The sequence below is a fragment of the Streptomyces hygroscopicus subsp. hygroscopicus genome, from assembly GCF_001553455.1.
Classification (GTDB): Bacteria; Actinomycetota; Actinomycetes; order Streptomycetales; family Streptomycetaceae; genus Streptomyces; species Streptomyces hygroscopicus.
The window spans coordinates 94,106-110,874 of sequence record NZ_BBOX01000009.1 but is presented as its reverse complement, the minus strand read 5'-3'; the positions used below and the strand labels follow the sequence as shown (position 1 = coordinate 110,874).

Below are 16,769 nucleotides of genomic sequence, written 5' to 3'. Positions count from 1 at the left end.
CGCCTGGCCCGCTGCGTCGTCGAGGACAACTGGCCCCTGCGGCGCGCCGCGGAACGCTTCCAGGTCTCCGTGAGCACCGCGAAGCGGTGGGCCGACCGCTACCGGCAGCACGGCGTGGCGGGCATGGGCGACCGCTCCAGCCGCCCGCATGCCAGCCCACGACGGACTCCGACGCGTACCGAGAGGCGGATTCAAGGTCCGCGTGCTGCGCCGCTGGGGACCCGCACGGATCGCGGGCCTGCTGCGGCTGGTGCCCTCCACTGTGCACCGGGTGCTGACCCGCTACGGCCTGGCCCGCCTCACGCACCTGGACCGGGCCACCGGCCGGGTCATACGCCGCTACGAACGCGCCCGGCCCGGCGAGCTGGTGCATGTGGACATCAAGAAGCTCGGCAACATCCCCGACGGCGGCGGCCACAAGGTCCTGGGCCGCCAGGCGGGCCGCAAGACCCGCTCGGGCGCCGGCTACAGCTACATCCACACCGCCGTCGACGACCACTCCCGTCTGGCCTACAGCGAGATCCTCGCCGATGAGAGGAAGGAGACCGCCGTCGCCTTCTGGGGGCGGGCGCAGGCGTTCTTCGCCTCCTGCGGGGTCACCGTCGAGCGCGTGCTGACCGACAACGGATCCTGCTACAAGTCCCGTGTGTGGCGCGATGCCCTGGCCGCAGCCGGGATCACGCACAAGCGCACGCGCGCCTACCGGCCGCAGACCAACGGCAAGGTCGAACGCTTCAACCGGACACTGCTGGACGAGTGGGCCTACACCCGCCCCTACCGATCAGAGCAGGAACGACGCGACACCTTCCCCGACTGGCTGCACACCTACAATCACCACCGCGGACACACCGCGCTGAAAGGCCAGCCACCCGCCAGCCGCGTTCCTAACCTCACGGGGCAATACACCGGGCCTACGTCGAGGGCCTGCGTCCTGTCGTCCGCTTGGCGCGGACCTGTGCGGCATACGGCCGGTACTGGCCGTATGCCGGGTGAGCGAGGAGCAGTTCCGGGACCTGGTGGAGCAGGCCAAGGCCGGTGCCCTCGACCAGCTGACGGCCACCGCGGTCTGGCACCCGGAACCGCCGGTCTTCCCGGCATGGCGCTCCGGTCCGGGCGACCGGCCGCAACAGAAGATCGGCCGACGGCCTCTGTCGCGGCGCGGCCGGTGGCTCTACGCTGATGGACGCAGTCGGTTCGCGCCGCCGTTACGGGGGCGCGTCGTAAGAGGGAACCCGGTGTGATTCCGGGACTGTCCCGCAGCGGTGAGTGGGAACGACCGCCGTCAACGGCACTGGGCCTCATCCATGGGTGGGGGCTGGGAAGCGACGGCCAGTAGGTGACCGCCGGATGTCCGGCGGTGGGCCCGCGAGTCCGAAGACCTGCCGACTGCGCGCGTGCGATACGCATGCGTTTTCACGGTGGCCTCGAGGTCTGGGTCAGCGGTGCCGGGCGGTCAGAGCGCGAACGCGGCGCGGACACGCCCTCGCTGTCCGGGTGCCCCGAGGCTCGGGACGACGAGGAGGAAGCGTTCGTGGCCGAGGGGACCCCCATCCGGATGGGCTGCCCAGTCGCCCCACGCACCGCCCTTTCCGGGCTTACGCCCCCGCGTCTTTCGGGACAGCGGGTGAGACGCACGGCCTCCGGCGTCTGCCACGGCACACTGGGCGAGCTCTACCAAGGCCCCTTGGGACACGGGCCCGAGCCGGACATCGCGCTCGTGTCGTTCCCCGTGGACCGCCACTCCTGGGTGCACTTCACCCGCGGGACGGACCCACCGGGCCCGCTGCCTCTGGGTGAGAAGTCGGCGACGGCCGTCCGTCTGTTCCTGGACCGCTTCGGAGTGGAGTTACCGGCCGGCCGGTGGAGCGCCCACTCGGACCTGCCTGTCGGGGTGGGGATGGCCAGCTCGACCGCCGACATCGTGGCGACGCTGCGGTGTCTCTTCCATATCTATTCCCTGCCGTACGACCCTGGCGTGGTCACCGGCATCCTGTCCTCGATCGAGCGGGCCGACAGCGTCTTCCTGGACCAATTCGCGCTGTACTCGAGCGCACGACACCACGTGGTACGGCGGCTCGGCACCGCGATCGGTTTCCACACCGCCTACGTCATCGAGCGGGGGACGGTGGACACGGCCGCCGTCACACCGCTGTTGCTGCGCCACTACCGGCGCCGCGCGCAGGAGTACGAACGGTGCCTGACGGACCTCCTCAAGGGCTTCTCGGCGGCCGACCCGGCGGCCGTCGCCCGGGCGGCGACGGCCAGCGCCACGCTCTCCCAGGAGGTTCTGCCCAAACGAGCCTTCGAGGCCGTTGTCGCGCACCGTGAGGAGTTCGGGGCCGATGGGGTCTTCGTCGCCCACACCGGATCCCTGATCGGCTACCTCTTCTCCCACCGCCCCGCCCCCGGGGCAAAGGACGAACTGTCCGCCTTCTTCTCTTCCCTCGGTCACCAGTGCTCTTTCGCCCAAGGAGGCTACGGGTGATTCATCCCCACATCGCCGATGCGCTCAGGACGCCGGACCTCGTCCGGCTGACAGCGGGCATGGTGCTGATCCGGTTCGAGTCGATGAAGATCTACTCGGCCCTCGCCGCCGTGCGCCGACTGCTCGACCGGGGCACGGTCCGCCCCGGGCAGACCCTCGTGGACAGCTCCAGTGGCATCTACGCCTACGCGCTGGCGCTGGCCTGCCACCGCTACGGCATGCGCTGCCACATCGTCGCCTCGACCACCGTCGACGCGGCCACGCTCGCCCAGCTGGAGATACTGGGAGCCACCGTCGAGCAGGTCAGGCCCTCCCAAAACCTCAAGCTCGACCAGGAGTTACGGGTACGACGGGTGCGGGAGTTCCTCGCCGAGCGACCGGATGCCCACTGGATGCGGCAGTACCACGACGACATCCACTACCTGGGCTACCGGGAGGTCGCCGACGCGATCGTCTCGGAGGTCCCGGACCGCCCGCTGACCGTGGTCGGAGGCGTCGGGTCCGGGGCCTCCACGGGCGGGATCGTGGAACATCTGCGGCGCCGTGACCCGGGTGTGCGGCTGGTCGGTGTGCAACCGTTCGGCAGCGTCACCTTCGGCAGCCAGGACCATCACGACCCCGAGGCGATCATCGCCGGCATCGGCTCCTCGATCGTCTTCGGCAACGTCCGCCACCACCTCTACGACGTCATCCACTGGATGGACTTCACGCATGCCCTGTCGGGCACGGTGGCCCTGCTGCGCGCCCACGCCGTCTTCGCCGGACTCTCCACCGGCGCCGCGTACCTGGCCGCCACGCACGAGGCGCGCCGCCATCCGGACCGGCTCCACCTGGTGATCGGCGCCGACACCGGCCATCGCTACGTCGAGCACGTCCACGCCCGGCACGCGCACGCCCTGGACCCATCGGCACTGAAGCCCGTCGAGGTCAGCGGTCCGGAGGAGATGTCCATGCCGTGGTCCTCGATGGCGTGGAACCGCACCCCCTGCCCGGAACGCTGGAAGGAGCCGGCGGCATGACCGTGGTCTGCCTGGAGTCACTCACCTTCGGACTCGACCGCCTGGTGCGCGCCGCCGACACGCTCGGCGAGCGGCTGCGGCTGCTGACCCGGGACCGGTCGTCCTACGCCTACGAGCTGGAACGGATCCCCGCGGACGCCCTCGATGTGGTGGAGACCGACACCTTCGACGCCGACGGGGTGGCCGACCTGCTCGGACGGACTCCTGACCTGCGCGGTCTGATCAGCTCCACCGACACCTGGACGCTCGTCGGCGCCGATCTGGCCGCCCGGCTCGGTCTGCCCGGCCTCGATCCGGCGGTGCTGCGGCTGACGAGGGACAAGGCGGCCGTGCGCAACAGGCTGCACGAGGCCAGGCTGACACGGGCGGGAGCGGTCGAGGCGGCCCCCGGCGGGACGGCCGGCGGCACGGAGCCGCGGGAACGCGTGCTGCGCGACGTGGGCCTGCCCCTGGTCCTCAAGGACTCGGCCGGCACCGGCAGCCAGAACGTCTGGCTGGTCAGGGACAAGCGGGAGCTGGACCGCGCGCTGGACGAGGCCGCGTCGCGCCGGCTGACGGGCCGGTTGTTCGCCGAGCCGTACTTCGCCGGCCCGCTCTACAGCGCCGAGACCCTCACCTGGGCGGGACGAACACGGCTGCTGGGCGTCTCCAGCCGGCTGATGTCACCCGAACCGCGCTTCCGGGAGGAGGTCACCGCCTTCCCCGTGGCTTTCCCGGCGGAACGGCGGTCGGCGCTGGAGCGGTGGCTGGGCAGCGTGCTCGCGGCCATCGGGTACACCGACCGGTTCGCCCATGTCGAGTTCGCGCTGACCACCGCCGGTCCGGAGGTGGTGGAGATCAACCCCCGGATCGGGGGCGCCCTGGTGGGCGAGGGCCTGTGCCGGGCCCTCGGCGTCAACGTGTACGAGGCCATGGTCGAGGCCGCGCTCGGTTGCCGGCCGCGTCTGATGGACACCGAGCCACCCGGGGGGCCGGCCGTCGCGTTCGTCCTCGGCTATCCCTCGCGGCCGGGCGTGTTCACCGGTGTCGCCGGGCTCGACCGGCTGCCGGACATGCCCGGCTCACCGGCCTGGTATCCGGTCAAGCGGACCGGCGACCGCGTCGAGCACCTTGCCGACAGCCGGGGTTACGCGGGCATCGTCTACGCGGAGGGCGAGACGGCCGAGTTGGCGACCCACTCCGCCGTGGCCGCGGCGAACGCCCTGCGGGTCCTCACCGAGCCCGTTCTGATGTCGACCGGTCCGCGGACCTCCGGTGGCTGACCGGCCCTGGGCCACCGGGGGCCCTGGAGCCACGCTGCCAAGGTTGAGCGGTCCGCTGCGCTTCCTGCTGCTGTGCTCGTTCCTCATTCCGCTCGGCAGCTTCATGGTCCTGCCGTTCATGTCGGTCTTCCTGTACGAACGGCTGGGGATGGGGCTCGGCACGGTCGGTGCGGTGCTGGCGGTGGCGTCCCTCGTGCAGTTCTCGGGCGGGATCTTCGGCGGGGCGCTGGCCGACCGGATCGGGCTGCGGCGCACGATGGTCTGGGCGCTGGTCGTGCGCACGGCGGGGTTCGGGTGCTTCCTCCTCGGCTTGCGGTGGCCGCCGCTGGCCGTCGCCGCGCTCGTCCTGACGTGCTGCGGTGCCGCCCTCTATCTGCCCGCCAACAAGGCGTATCTGGTACACGGCGTGGACGACGAGCAGCGGCCGGCGTTCCTGTCGGCCGGTAACGCCGCGCTCAACGCCGGTATGGCGATGGGCCCGCTGATCGCCGGGCCGTTCGTCCTGTCCTCGCCCGGCCCGCTCTTCCTCGCCGTCGGGGCCCTGTTCGCCCTGATCACGGCGGGACACGCGCGGCTGCCCGCCCCCGGGGACGGACGACGGGGCGCGAGCGCGGCCGGGCAGGGGCTGCTGGCGGGTGTGTCCGTGCTGCCGTTCGCCGCCAACGCGCTGGCGTTCTACCTCTACTTCCACTTCCAGCACTATCTGGCGGTGTACGCCGTCGAGCGGACCTCCAGCCGGTTCTACAGCGTCGTGCTGCTCGTCTGCTTCCTCCTGGTGATCGTCCTCCAGCCGCTCGCCTCGGGGGTGATCCGCGGGATGCCGTACGCCCTGGCCCTCGCACTCGGCTTCGCCGGACTCGCCGCGGGGCTGGCCGTGCTGGCGATCGGCACCCGGCCGGCGCTGCTGGCGGGCGGGGCGCTGATCACCCTCGGCGACATCGTGCTGTTCCTCAAGAACGACCTGGAGGCCCTGCGCCGCAGTCCCCGTTCCGACGCCGTGGTCTTCGGCCAGCAGCGGCTGGCCGCGGGGCTCGGCGCCTGCGCCGCGGGCGTCCTGGGCGGGCAGCTGTACGGCCTGGTCCAGCGCGCCGGGGACACGAGCTGGTTCTGGCTGCTGGCCGCCGCCCAGTGCCTGCTGCTGCCTCCGCTCCTGCTCACACTGCGCGGCCGGACCGCCGCGCCCGCTCCCGCTGACGACGACATGGAAGGGACACCGGCTGCCGATGACGCACACGGGCGGATTCCAGGACGATGAGTTCTGGACCGAGTTCTACGACTTCCTCTTCTCCGAACAGCGCTTCGCCCAGGCCGAGCGGCTCCTGGACACCTCACCCCTGCTGGCCTTCCCGCGCGGGGCGCGGGTGTTGGACCTGTGCTGCGGGCCGGGCGTGTTCACCGTGCCGCTCGCCCGGCGCGGCTACGAGGTGACCGGCGTGGACCGCAGCCCGGCGATGCTCGACCGGGCCCGGAAGCTCGCGGCGGAGACCGGGGCGACGGTGCGGTACGTGCAGGCCGACGTGGTGGAGTACACGGAGCCGGAAGCCTTCGACGTCGTGCTGAACATGTTCACCTCCTTCGGCTACTTCGAGGACCCGGCCGACAACATGCGCGTGCTGCACGGCATGCACGCGGCCCTCGCCCCGGGCGGCACCCTGGTCCTCGACGTGGCCGGCAAGGAGTTGCTCGCCCGCAAGGTGGTGCCGCCCAAGGTCGTCCAGCGCGGCGACGACCTTCTCGTGCAGACCGACACCGTGCTGGACGACTGGGCACGGCTGCGCAGCGACTGGGTGCTGGTCCGGGGCGACCGGGTGGACCGGGCCGGCCTGGTGTGGTTCGTCTACAGCGCCGTGGAACTGCGCGCGATGGCCGAGGAGGCGGGGTTCGGGCGTATCGAGGTCTTCGGCGGTTTCGACGGCCGTCCGTACGACCAGGATGCCGAACGACTGGTCCTGCGAGCCGTCCGCGACGTGTGACACCCATCCCGGGCGCACGGCTTCCGGCCGTGCGCCCCTCCGCCGCGCCACTGCCCTCACCTCGCCGGCTCCGAGTGGGCCATGCCACACCCGCCACTATTGCCTGACAGTTGCAACAACTTATTGGATGCAGGTGCCGTGGTGTTCGATCAGGAAGGTGTACCCCATGCCGGTTGTCCTCACCCGCCGGAGTGTTCTCACCGCGGCAACCGCCGCCGGCGCCGGGCTGCTGACCGGCTGTTCGTCCGCCGACGCCGGTTCGTCCACGCCCAAGAAGGGTGGGACGCTGCGCGCGGCGTTCCCGGGGGCCGGTGTCAAGGAGACGATGGACCCGCACGCGCAGCAGCAGTTCATCGACATCGCCCGGCACAAGGCCGTCTTCGACAAGCTCGTCGACCTGGACGCGACCCTGCGCCCCGTCCCCAGGCTGGCGCGCTCCTGGTCCGGCGACGATTCCTCCCGCGTCTGGCGCTTCGAGCTGCACAGAGCCCGTTTCCACGACGGGCACGTCCTCGACGCCGACGACGTCCTCTACAGCCTCTCCCGGATCCTCGATCCCAAGGCCGCCGACCATCTGGCCAGGAAGTCCCTCTCCCATGTCGACCTCGCCAACTCCCGCGCGGTGGGCAAACACGGCGTGAAGATCGCTCTCACCCGGCCCAACGCGGAGTTTCCCGCCCTCCTGGCGATGACCGGCACGGCCATCGTCCGGAACGGCTGGGACGACCCGAGGCATCCCGTCGGCACCGGCCCGTTCCGGTTCCACTCCTTCGCCCCGGGACGGTCCTTCGTCGCCCGCCGCTTCGACGACCACTGGAACGGCGCCCCGCACCTGGACGAGGTGCGCATCCTGTCGGCGGAGACGGAGGCGAGGGCCGCCGCCCTGCAGAGCGGCGAGGCACACTACGCACACGAGATGACCCCCACCTTCGCCCGCATGGTCGCGCACGACAGCCGGGTGCGAGTGGTGGCGACCCCGCTCAGCGGAGCGCAGGGGTTCGCCCTCAAGACGGACCGGCCGCCGTTCGACGACCCGGACGCGGCGATGGCCGTCAAGCTCCTGATCGACCGGAAGCGGCTGGTGGACGTGGTGTGCGCGGGCCGCGCCGAGATCGGCAACGACCTGTACGGCAAGGGATACACGTACTACCCGGACGGCCTGGAGCAGCGCGAGCGGGATGTGGCGGAGGCCAGGCGCCTGCTGCGCCGGACCGGTGTGCTCAACACGACGGTGTCCTTCTACACCTCCACGGCCGCGGACGGCTTCCCGCAGGCCGCCCACCTGTTCCGGGAGCAGGCCGGCGAGGCGGGACTGCGAGTGAAGATCGTCAACGGACCGCCGGAGACGTACTTCACGGATGTCCTCACCAAGGGCACCGTCACCAACCACCGCTGCGGGGCCATGCCCATCCCCACCTACCTCAGCGAGCGGCTGCTCACCGACTCCCCGCAGAACGCCACCGCCTGGGAGCACCGGGACTTCGACGACGCGTTCACCGCCGCCCGCGCCACCGCGGACGTCCGGAAGCGCACGGAACGCTACCGGTCGGTGCAGACAACGCTCCGGGACCGCGGCGGCCTGGTCCTGTGGGCGCATCCGGAGTGGCTGAACGCCGTCTCCCGCACTCTGCGCGGGGTGAAGGAGGCCCCGCCGAACACGGTGGACTGGGCGCGGTTCGACACGGTGTGGCTGGACTGAGGTGGCGCGGTACGCCCTGCGGCGGTGCGGGTGGACCGTCGTCCAGCTCGCCGTCCTCAGCGTTGTCGTCTTCCTGCTGACCAACCTGCTGCCGGGAGACGCGGCCACCGTCGACTTCAACGAGCAGGCCGGCCTGGACCAGGTCGCCCAACTGCGTGAGCAGATGGGGCTCGACCGGCCGTTGTCCGAACGGTTCGTGGACTGGACCGGATCCCTTCTCACCGGCGATCTCGGCACCTCGCTGGTCGGTGGCGAACCCGTGAGCGAGGTGCTGTCCCGCTCGGTCGGGGTGACGGCCGCTCTCGCCGCCATCACCCTTCTCCTCCTGGTCCCCCTGGCCGTCGTCCTCGGCTTGCTGACGGGTCTGCGGGCCGGCGGCCGCACCGACCGGGTGGTCTCCGCCGTCACGCTGACGCTGGCCTCCGTGCCGGACTTCGTGCTGGCCCTGCTGCTGGTCGGGGTCGTCTCCCTGCGCCTGGGGTGGCTGCCTGCCACCTGGGTGGGCGCGGACGACCAGTGGTGGCAGCGCCCGGAGCTGTTCGTGCTGCCGGTGACCGTGCTGCTGGCCCGCACCGTGGGCGGGCTGTCCCGGCAGATCCGGGCCGGGACGATCGCGTCGCTGAACGCCGGCTACACGGTGCAGGCCCGCCGGCTGGGCGTGCCACCCGCCCGGCTGGTACTGCGCCATGTGCTGCCGGGCGCCGCGGTGCCCGGAGTGCAGGAACTCGCCCGCGCCGGAGACCAGTTGCTCGGGGGCGTGCTGGTCACCGAGGCGGTCTTCGCCATCCCCGGCACCGCGACGGCGCTGGTCGAGGCGGTGCGGAACCGCGATGTGCCCACCGTCCAGGCGCTCACCCTCGCCCTCGCCGCCGTGGCCTGTCTGCTGAATCTGGTCGCGGACCTGGTCGGCCGGCGACTGGCCCCCCGCACGGAGGTGCTGCGATGAAGCAGGGACCCGCCAGGCGCCGCCGGCGCACGGCGGGCGGGGCGCTGCTGCTGGCCCCGCCGGGCACGGCCGCCCTCGTCGGCCCGTTCGTGACACCCGCCGACATACCGTCCGACGGCATGCCCTACGCCCGCGGTGACGGACACCCGCTCGGCACCGACGCCCTGGGGCGCGACGTACTGACGCTGGTCCTGCGCGGCGGAGCCAGCGCCCTGGGAGTGGCGTGCGCCGCCGTGGCCCTGGCCGTCGCCGTCGGGGCCGTGCTCGGGCTGGCGGCCGCCGCCTCCCACCGCCGATGGCTCGACGACCTGCTCATGCGACCCGTGGAGCTGTTGCTGCCGCTCCCCTCGTTCCTGGTGATCAGCGTGGTCGGGGTCGGCTGGCGTGGGCAACCGGTCGCGGTGGCGCTGGCGGTGGCCGCGCTCAACGTACCGGCCGTCGCGCGCCTGCTGCGAGCGACCGCGCTGGACGCGGCCAGCGGTCCGGTCGCCGAAGCGATGCGCCTCCAGGGCGAGTCGCCGACGCGGATCCTGTTCGGACACGTCGGACGGGCCGTACTGCCGGTGGCCGCCGCCGACGCCGGCACCCGGGTCGGAGCCACGGTCTTCACCGTGGCCGCCGCGAACTTCCTCGGTCTCGGCCTGGACCCGACCTCCCCGGACTGGGGCGTGCTGATCGCCGCGAGCAGGGAGGCCCTGTTCGTGCAGCCGTGGGCGGTCTGCGCGCCGACGCTGCTGCTGGTGATGTTCACGGTCGGCGCCAACCTCCTGGCGGACGGTCTGATGCCGCGCGGCGCGGAACCCGGCGGGAGGGCGGCGGCGTGGAACCAGTGATCGAGGTCCGCGGACTGACGGCGAGAGCCGGGACGGCCACCCTGCTGGACGGCATCGATCTCACCGTCGCGCCCGGCGAGGTGACGGCCCTCGTGGGCCCGTCCGGCAGCGGCAAGACCACCGCAGCCCTGGCCCTGCTGGGCGAGGCGGCCCCCGGGGTGCGGCTGACCGGCACGGTGAGCGTCGCGGGCACACAGGTGGTCTCCGCCCAGGGGCCGACCGGCTCGGCACCGGCCGCGCGTGGCCGTCTCGTCGCCTACATGCCGCAGCATCCGGCCCACGCTCTCCATCCCGCGCGGCGGATCGGACCGGTCCTGACCGAACTCGCCCGTCTGCACCGGCCGGACAGCGCCAGGAGCAGGTCCGCCGCGGCGGCACACGCGGCGGTGGCGCTGCGCACCGCCGGGCTGCCGGACGGCGGCACGATACGGCGCCGCTTCCCGCACCAGTTCTCCGGCGGGCAGCGGCAACGGGTGGCGCTGGCCCAGGTACTGGCCTGCGGTCCCCGCGTGGTGGTCCTCGACGAGCCCAGCACGGGGCTGGACACGGTGGCCCGGATGCGGCTCGCGGGAGAGCTGACCCGTCTCGTCGACGGCGGAATCACCGTCCTGCTGCTGAGCCACGACCTGGACCTCGTGCGTGCGGTCGCCGCCCGGACGGTGCTCCTGGCACGCGGGCGGGTGGTGGCCACGGGCCCCACCGAGGACGTCCTTCCGGCCGAACCGCCTCCCGCGCCCCCGGCCTCCGCCTCCGGGCCGCTCCCCTCCCCCGAGGGCGACTCCCGCGGGGAGGTGACGGCCCTGCAGGCTCACGGCCTGTCCGCCTGGATACGCCCGGGGCACCGGGGTGAGGTCCTCCACGACGTGACGGTGGGCGTACGGGAAGGGGGCTGCACGGCGATCGTCGGTCCGTCGGGCAGCGGGAAGACCGTCCTCGCCCGGTGCCTCGCCGGACTCCACGAGCGCCACCGCGGACGCATCTCGCTCTTCGGCGAGTCCCTGCCCGTTCTGCGCCACCGCACCCCGCGGCAGATCCGCGGGGTGCAGTACGTCTGGCAGGAAGTGCGGAACTCCTTCGACGAGCGGCGCACCGTGGTGGAACAGGTCGCCCGCACCGCGGTACGCCTGCGCCGGCTGTCCCCGGAGGCGGCCGAGCGGCGAGCCACCGAGGTGTGTGAGCGGCTCGGCCTGGCCCCCGGCGACACCAGGCGCCACGCCGCGTCGCTCTCGGGCGGCGAACTCCAACGGGCCGCGCTGGCACGGGCCTTGCTCGCCGAGCCCGATGTGCTGATCTGCGACGAGATCACCACCGCGCTCGACGCGGCGAGCACCGAGCTGGTGACGGCCGAACTCGCCCGGCTCCGCCGGGAGAGCCACACCGCCGTGCTGTGGATCGGCCACGACCTGGAGCTCGTCGAGCGACTCGCCGACGACCTGGTGGTCCTCGACGAGGGCACCGTCGTGGAGAGCGGCGGCTGCCACTCCGTCCTCTCCTCTCCCGGCTCCGAGACCACCCGCCTGCTGCTGCGCTCCCGGCACCTGGGAACCAGGTCCGCGAGCCCGTCCGCCCCCGCCCCGCCCGACGTCCGCGGAGAGGAAGAACCTTGCCCATGACCACAACGGCCCTATCCTTGTGAAGATCTGCCCGACGCCCTGATCGGCTCGGACTGCGGTGCGGTGCGGTCCGGGCCGAACAGTCGGGGCTGAACAGTCGGGGCCGAGCTGTCTGGGCTGAACGGTCCGGGCCGAACAGGACGTCAGGCGGGCCAGGACGCCGACTCAGTTCTCGGCGAATCCGAGAGACGGAGCCACGCTGCGCAGTTCGAGGAGTGCACGGGCCCGCTCCGGATCGTGGGCGCGCTGGGGCAGGCCCTCCGCGAGTTCGGAACCGTTCGGCACGAGCGACGGCGGACGGCCACGCCCCGGAGCCCGCGCGCCGTTCCTGACCTCCGGTCTTCCGGACGCTCAGAACCAGAAGCGGCCACAGAGCAGGCGGCTCCACACCCCTTGGTTGAATTTTCGCCACGGAACACTCAAGGGCTCCCCAAGGGGTTCCGACAAAAGTCAAGACATTGGCATTTCGGCACGCCCCCACATCTTCATGATCAGCAAGTATCCCCATGGGTGTCCGGTCGGCCACCGACTGTAGCCGAGCCCTCGCCGACCATGACGGTCGTAGGCTTCAACAGGTTGTTGTTCACGCACCATCGCCCGTCCATTCCACAGGTGTTGGTGGATTCGACGTGTCCCCATGAGGGAGAAGGCATGCCTGCAACAGGCGGGCTGGTGCGGCCCGGACGCCGGGCTGCGGCAGACGCGGGGCGGATACAGCTGCGGGGCATCGCGCAGGTCGCTCTCAGCGCGAGCCCGTGGACCGGCTTGTTGTTCACCGTCGCGCTGTTCGCGGACGGCTGGCGGATCGGCCTGTACGGCCTGCTCGGCGCGGCGGCGTCCACCGTGGCCGCGTCCGTGCTGGGCGCCGACCGGAACGGTCTGGCCAAAGGGCTTGAGGGCTACTGCGGTTGTCTGACCGGCATCTCCATCGTCGTCCGGTTCGGCGCCTCGTGGCGCACCGCGCTCGTCGCGGTGCTCGCCGGAGCGGTCTGCGCGGTGCTGGGCGCGGCGGCCGGCCGCCTGCTGGGCCGGATCGGCCTGCCCGCGCTGACGGCCCCGTTCTGCCTGGTCGCCGGGGTGCTGGCGATCGCGCTGCCGACGGCACCGGCCGCCGCCGCGCCGCCGGCCGCCGGTGACGGGCTCACCCGCCTGTCGGCCGCGGAACTCGGCCACGCCTTCTGCGACAACGTCGGTCAGGTCTTCTTCCTCGACCGGTGGTACGCGGGCCTGATCCTGCTGCTCGGGCTGCTCGTCGCCTCCCGGGTCGCCGCAGCGGCGGCGGCCTGCGGCAGCGTGGTGGCGATCGCGACCGCGTGCGCCATGGGCCTGCCCGCCGACCGGATCAGCGCGGGGCTCTACGGCTACAACGCGGTACTCGTCGCCATCGCACTGGCGGCCACCTTCCTGACCCTCACCGCCTGGACCGCGGGATACGCCGTGCTCGCCGCCCTCGCCTCGGTCCCCTTCACGGCCGCCTGGCAGACCTTCGCCCAGCCTTCCGGCGGCTCCCCGTTCACCTGGCCGTTCGTGGTGACGACCTGGCTCTTCCTCGCGGCCGCTCCAGCCCTGGACCGGCCGGGCCTCTCGTTCGAGAAAGCGAAGTGACGTCATGAACCTCGCACCGCGCGAAATCGACAAGCTGCACGTCTACGTGGTGGCCGACCTGGCCCGGCGCCGCCGGGCGCGCGGCACCAAGCTCAACTACACCGAAGCGGCCGCGCTGATCACCGAGGCCGTCCTGGAGGCCGCCCGCGACGGCCACACCGTGGCCGAGTGCATGGAGCTGGGCCGCCAGGTCGTCGCGGCCGACGACGTCATGCCCGGCGTCCGCGAGATGCTCAGCATCCTCCAGGTCGAGACGGCGTTCGTGGACGGCACGAAGCTGGTCACCTGCCACGACCCCATCAGCGCCTGAAACGCCGTCGCACACACCGCCTGAAACGAGGAGTCAACGATGTCGGGTGGAGCCCGCTACCTCTACGGGGACGACCCCGTGGAGATCAACGCCGGCCGGGCCACGGTGAGTCTCACCGTCGCCAACTCCGGTGACCGTGCCGTCCAGGTCGGCTCCCACTACCACTTCTTCGAGGTCAACCGCGCACTGCGGTTCGATCGCGAGGCCGCGTACGGCATGCACCTGGACATCCCGTCCGGTACCGCCGTGCGCTTCGAGCCCGGCGACACCCGCGAGGTGGAGCTGGTCGCCTTCGGCGGAACCCGGCGGCTCGTCGGCTTCTCCGGGCTCGTCAACGGCGGCCTGAACGCGGGCGACACCCGGCGTGCCGCGCTGCGCCGTGCCGAACACCTGGGATTCGCCCACACCGGCGGCGACGCCGCCATCGAGAACGACGGGACCGACGACTGATGGCGATCATTCCCCGCAAGCAGTACACGGACCTGTTCGGCCCCACCGTGGGCGACCGGTTCCACCTCGCCGACACCAATCTGGTGGTGGAGGTCGAGTACGACCACAACGCCGGCTCCTACGGCGACGAGGCCGTCTACGGCGGCGGCAAGGCCATCCGCGACGGCATGGCCCAGGACCCGGCCGCCCTCAACCGCGAGGGCGCGCTGGACCTGGTCATCACCAACGTGGTGGTCCTCGACCCGGTGCTGGGCGTCGTCAAGGGCGACATCGGCGTCCGCGACGGTCTGATCGTCGGGGTCGGCAAAGCCGGCAACCCGCACGCGCAGAACGGCGTGGACCCCAAGCTGGTCATCGGCCCCGGCACCGAGGTGATCTCCGGTGAGCACCTGATCGCCACCGCCGGCGGCGTGGACACCCACATCCACTTCATCTCGCCGCAACAGGCCCAGGAGGGCCTGTCCAACGGCATCACCACCTTCTTCGGCGGCGGCACCGGCCCCACCGACGGCAGCAACGGCACCACCTGCACCCCCGGCCCGTGGAACATCCACCGGATGCTGGAGGCGGTCGAGGACCTGCCGGTCAACGTGGGGCTGCTCGGCAAGGGCAACGGCAGCCTGCCCGAGGCGCTGCGCGAGCAGGTCGAGGCGGGGGTGTCCGGTCTGAAGGTGCACGAGGACTGGGGCGCCACGCCCGCCGCCATCGACACCGCGCTGCGCGTCGCCGACGAGCACGACGTGCAGCTCGCCATCCACACCGACACCCTCAACGAGGGCGGCTTCTTCGAGGACACCCTGTCCGCGATCGACGGCCGCACCATCCACACCTTCCACACCGAGGGCGCGGGCGGTGGTCACGCCCCCGACATCATGCGGGTCGCGGGCGAGCCGAACGTGCTGCCCTCCTCCACCAACCCCACCCTGCCGTACACCATCAACTCGGTGGACGAGCTGCTGGACATGGTGATGGTCTGCCACCACCTGTCCCGCGACATCCCCGAGGACGTGTCGTTCGCCGACAGCCGGGTGCGCGCCGAGACCATCGCGGCCGAGACGGTCATGCACGACCTCGGCGTGATCAGCATCTTCTCCTCCGACTCCCAGGCCATGGGCCGGGTCGGCGAGACCTTCGCCCGTGCCTTCCAGACGGCGCACCACTGCAAGGAGATGCGCGGTCCGCTGGCCGAGGACAGCTCCCGCAACGACAACGCGCGGGTGCTGCGCTACCTGGCCAAGCTCACCATCAACCCGGCGATCGCGGTGGGCGCCTCCGATGTGATCGGCTCGCTGGAGCCCGGCAAGCTCGCCGACATCGTGCTCTGGCCGATCCACTCGTTCGCCGCCAAGCCCAAGCTGATCATCAAGGGCGGCATGGTGAACTGGGCCCTGATGGGTGACCCCAACGCCTCGCTGCCGACGCCTCAGCCGGTGTACTACCGGCCGATGTTCGGTTCCTACGGCCGCGCCCGCACGCGCACCTCGGTCACCTTCATGTCCCAGGCGTCCATCGCCGCCGGTGTCCCCGGCGAGCTGGGGCTGCGGCGGCGGATCGAGCCGGTGCGGCGCTGCCGGGCCGTCGGCAAGCAGCACATGGTCCGCAACGACGCACTGCCGCGTATCGAGGTGGACCCGGAGACCTACAAGGTCACCGTCGACGGCGAGCCCGCCACCATCGAGCCGGCCGAGCGTCTCCCGCTCAACCAGCTCTTCTACATCGTCTGACCCACCACCCCCGCGACGGTCCGCAGGGTGCCCCGCGTGCCCTGCGGCCCTCCACGGCCGGACTCCGGCGGACGGCCGTCCGGCAGGAACGGAAACCCGGCGTGAACGAACCGATGCCGATCCCGGCACTGCTGACCGGGCTCCAGCTCACCGACTCGGCCTTCCCCAGCGGCTACTACACCCTCTCCCACGGGCTGGAGGGCTTCCAGCAGGCCCGCGCGGTCACCCCGCGCAGTCTGCCCGCGCTCCTGCACGACCTGCTCCGCCACAGTGCGGGGCCGTCGGACGCGACCGCCCTCGCCCTCGCCCACCGCGCGGTGACGACGGAGGACTGGGCCCAGGTGGTGGCCGTGGAACGGCGGCTGCACGCCACCAAGCTCGGCCGGGAGGCCCGGCAGGCTGCCGTCCGCACCGGACGGCAGCTGCTCGACCTGGCCGACGAGGTCTACGCCACGCCCCAGATCGAGCGGTACCGCACGCTGTACCGCGACGGCGCGGTGCGCGGCTGCCAGCCGGTCGTCGCCGGCGTCGTCCACGCGGGCAACGGACTGACCACACGGCAGGCGGTCACCTGCGAGCTGTTCGCCTTCGCGGCCAGCTTCGTGGGCGCCGCCCTGCGCCTGCGGCTCACCGACCACCGCCGCGCCCAGGTCGTCCTGCACGGCGCCGCCCCGGTGATCGAGGAGGCCGTGGCGGCGGCCCTCGACCGGGAACTCGCCGACCTCGGGGGATGCGTCCCCCTGGCCGATGTCATGGCCGGGCGCCACGAGCGTGCCGAGGCCCGGCTGTTCGCGAGCTGACGCCCGGCCCGCCCACCCGCCACCACGAAGACACCCCACCGAGAACGAGG

14 protein-coding genes, 1 pseudogene and 1 riboswitch are annotated in these 16,769 nt (G+C 72.1%); all 15 genes and pseudogenes read left to right on the top strand.

The window, feature by feature from the left end; genetic code table 11:
• Positions 1–907 (top strand): annotated as a pseudogene (locus AXW62_RS02120) (IS481 family transposase); the annotation flags it as partial.
• Between the two features lie 266 nt (positions 908–1,173).
• A riboswitch (cobalamin riboswitch) is annotated at positions 1,174–1,401 on the top strand.
• A 283-nt stretch (positions 1,402–1,684) separates the two neighbouring features.
• Entirely contained in the window at positions 1,685–2,485 is an 801-nt protein-coding gene (locus tag AXW62_RS02115; protein ID WP_252368474.1) for a GHMP family kinase ATP-binding protein, read from the top strand.
• On the top strand, positions 2,482–3,504 hold the full coding sequence (locus AXW62_RS02110) for a cysteine synthase family protein (RefSeq protein ID WP_060942957.1): 1,023 nt from the start codon (positions 2,482–2,484) through the stop codon (positions 3,502–3,504). Before AXW62_RS02115 ends, AXW62_RS02110 begins: the two co-directional genes overlap by 4 nt.
• Positions 3,501–4,766, top strand: a complete 1,266-nt coding sequence (locus AXW62_RS02105) for an ATP-grasp domain-containing protein (RefSeq protein ID WP_060942971.1) — start codon at positions 3,501–3,503, stop codon at positions 4,764–4,766. The genes AXW62_RS02110 and AXW62_RS02105 overlap by 4 nt, the downstream gene beginning before the upstream one ends.
• A 43-nt stretch (positions 4,767–4,809) precedes the next feature.
• Positions 4,810–6,021 (top strand): MFS transporter, encoded by a 1,212-nt coding sequence (locus AXW62_RS02100; protein WP_252368473.1) that lies wholly within the window; start codon positions 4,810–4,812, stop codon positions 6,019–6,021.
• Complete coding sequence (locus AXW62_RS02095) at positions 5,990–6,739, top strand: class I SAM-dependent methyltransferase (RefSeq protein ID WP_060942955.1); 750 nt, start codon at positions 5,990–5,992, stop codon at positions 6,737–6,739. The genes AXW62_RS02100 and AXW62_RS02095 overlap by 32 nt, the downstream gene beginning before the upstream one ends.
• Positions 6,740–6,905: 166 nt before the next feature.
• On the top strand, positions 6,906–8,438 hold the full coding sequence (locus AXW62_RS02090) for an ABC transporter substrate-binding protein (RefSeq protein ID WP_060942954.1): 1,533 nt from the start codon (positions 6,906–6,908) through the stop codon (positions 8,436–8,438).
• A 1-nt stretch (position 8,439) separates the two neighbouring features.
• Positions 8,440–9,384, top strand: coding sequence for an ABC transporter permease (locus tag AXW62_RS02085; protein WP_060942953.1), 945 nt, complete (start codon positions 8,440–8,442; stop codon positions 9,382–9,384).
• Complete coding sequence (locus AXW62_RS02080; RefSeq protein WP_060942952.1) at positions 9,381–10,217, top strand: ABC transporter permease; 837 nt, start codon at positions 9,381–9,383, stop codon at positions 10,215–10,217. The genes AXW62_RS02085 and AXW62_RS02080 overlap by 4 nt, the downstream gene beginning before the upstream one ends.
• Positions 10,205–11,830, top strand: a complete 1,626-nt coding sequence (locus AXW62_RS02075) for an ABC transporter ATP-binding protein (protein WP_060942951.1) — start codon at positions 10,205–10,207, stop codon at positions 11,828–11,830. The genes AXW62_RS02080 and AXW62_RS02075 overlap by 13 nt, the downstream gene beginning before the upstream one ends.
• A gap of 651 nt (positions 11,831–12,481) precedes the next feature.
• The gene (locus tag AXW62_RS02070; protein ID WP_063817508.1) at positions 12,482–13,435 is read left to right on the top strand and encodes an urea transporter; all 954 of its coding nucleotides are present in this window, start codon (positions 12,482–12,484) and stop codon (positions 13,433–13,435) included.
• A gap of 4 nt (positions 13,436–13,439) precedes the next feature.
• Positions 13,440–13,745: an urease subunit gamma gene (locus AXW62_RS02065; RefSeq protein ID WP_030832946.1), complete on the top strand. Its 306-nt coding sequence runs from the start codon at positions 13,440–13,442 to the stop codon at positions 13,743–13,745.
• Between the two features lie 39 nt (positions 13,746–13,784).
• Positions 13,785–14,195: an urease subunit beta gene (locus AXW62_RS02060; protein WP_060942949.1), complete on the top strand. Its 411-nt coding sequence runs from the start codon at positions 13,785–13,787 to the stop codon at positions 14,193–14,195.
• On the top strand, positions 14,195–15,919 hold the full coding sequence (gene ureC, locus AXW62_RS02055; protein WP_030832940.1) for an urease subunit alpha: 1,725 nt from the start codon (positions 14,195–14,197) through the stop codon (positions 15,917–15,919). The genes AXW62_RS02060 and ureC overlap by 1 nt, the downstream gene beginning before the upstream one ends.
• A 113-nt stretch (positions 15,920–16,032) precedes the next feature.
• On the top strand, positions 16,033–16,719 hold the full coding sequence (locus tag AXW62_RS02050; protein ID WP_060942970.1) for an urease accessory protein UreF: 687 nt from the start codon (positions 16,033–16,035) through the stop codon (positions 16,717–16,719).
• Positions 16,720–16,769 lie beyond the last annotated feature (50 nt).

Coding starts and splice junctions, on each gene's coding strand:
- AXW62_RS02105 (WP_060942971.1), top strand. CDS start 3,501: ATGACCGTGGTCTGCCTGGAGTCACTCACCTTCGGACTCGACCGCCTG.
- AXW62_RS02095 (WP_060942955.1), top strand. CDS start 5,990: ATGACGCACACGGGCGGATTCCAGGACGATGAGTTCTGGACCGAGTTC.
- AXW62_RS02090 (WP_060942954.1), top strand. CDS start 6,906: ATGCCGGTTGTCCTCACCCGCCGGAGTGTTCTCACCGCGGCAACCGCC.
- AXW62_RS02080 (WP_060942952.1), top strand. CDS start 9,381: ATGAAGCAGGGACCCGCCAGGCGCCGCCGGCGCACGGCGGGCGGGGCG.
- AXW62_RS02070 (WP_063817508.1), top strand. CDS start 12,482: ATGCCTGCAACAGGCGGGCTGGTGCGGCCCGGACGCCGGGCTGCGGCA.
- AXW62_RS02065 (WP_030832946.1), top strand. CDS start 13,440: ATGAACCTCGCACCGCGCGAAATCGACAAGCTGCACGTCTACGTGGTG.
- AXW62_RS02060 (WP_060942949.1), top strand. CDS start 13,785: ATGTCGGGTGGAGCCCGCTACCTCTACGGGGACGACCCCGTGGAGATC.
- ureC (WP_030832940.1), top strand. CDS start 14,195: ATGGCGATCATTCCCCGCAAGCAGTACACGGACCTGTTCGGCCCCACC.
- AXW62_RS02050 (WP_060942970.1), top strand. CDS start 16,033: ATGCCGATCCCGGCACTGCTGACCGGGCTCCAGCTCACCGACTCGGCC.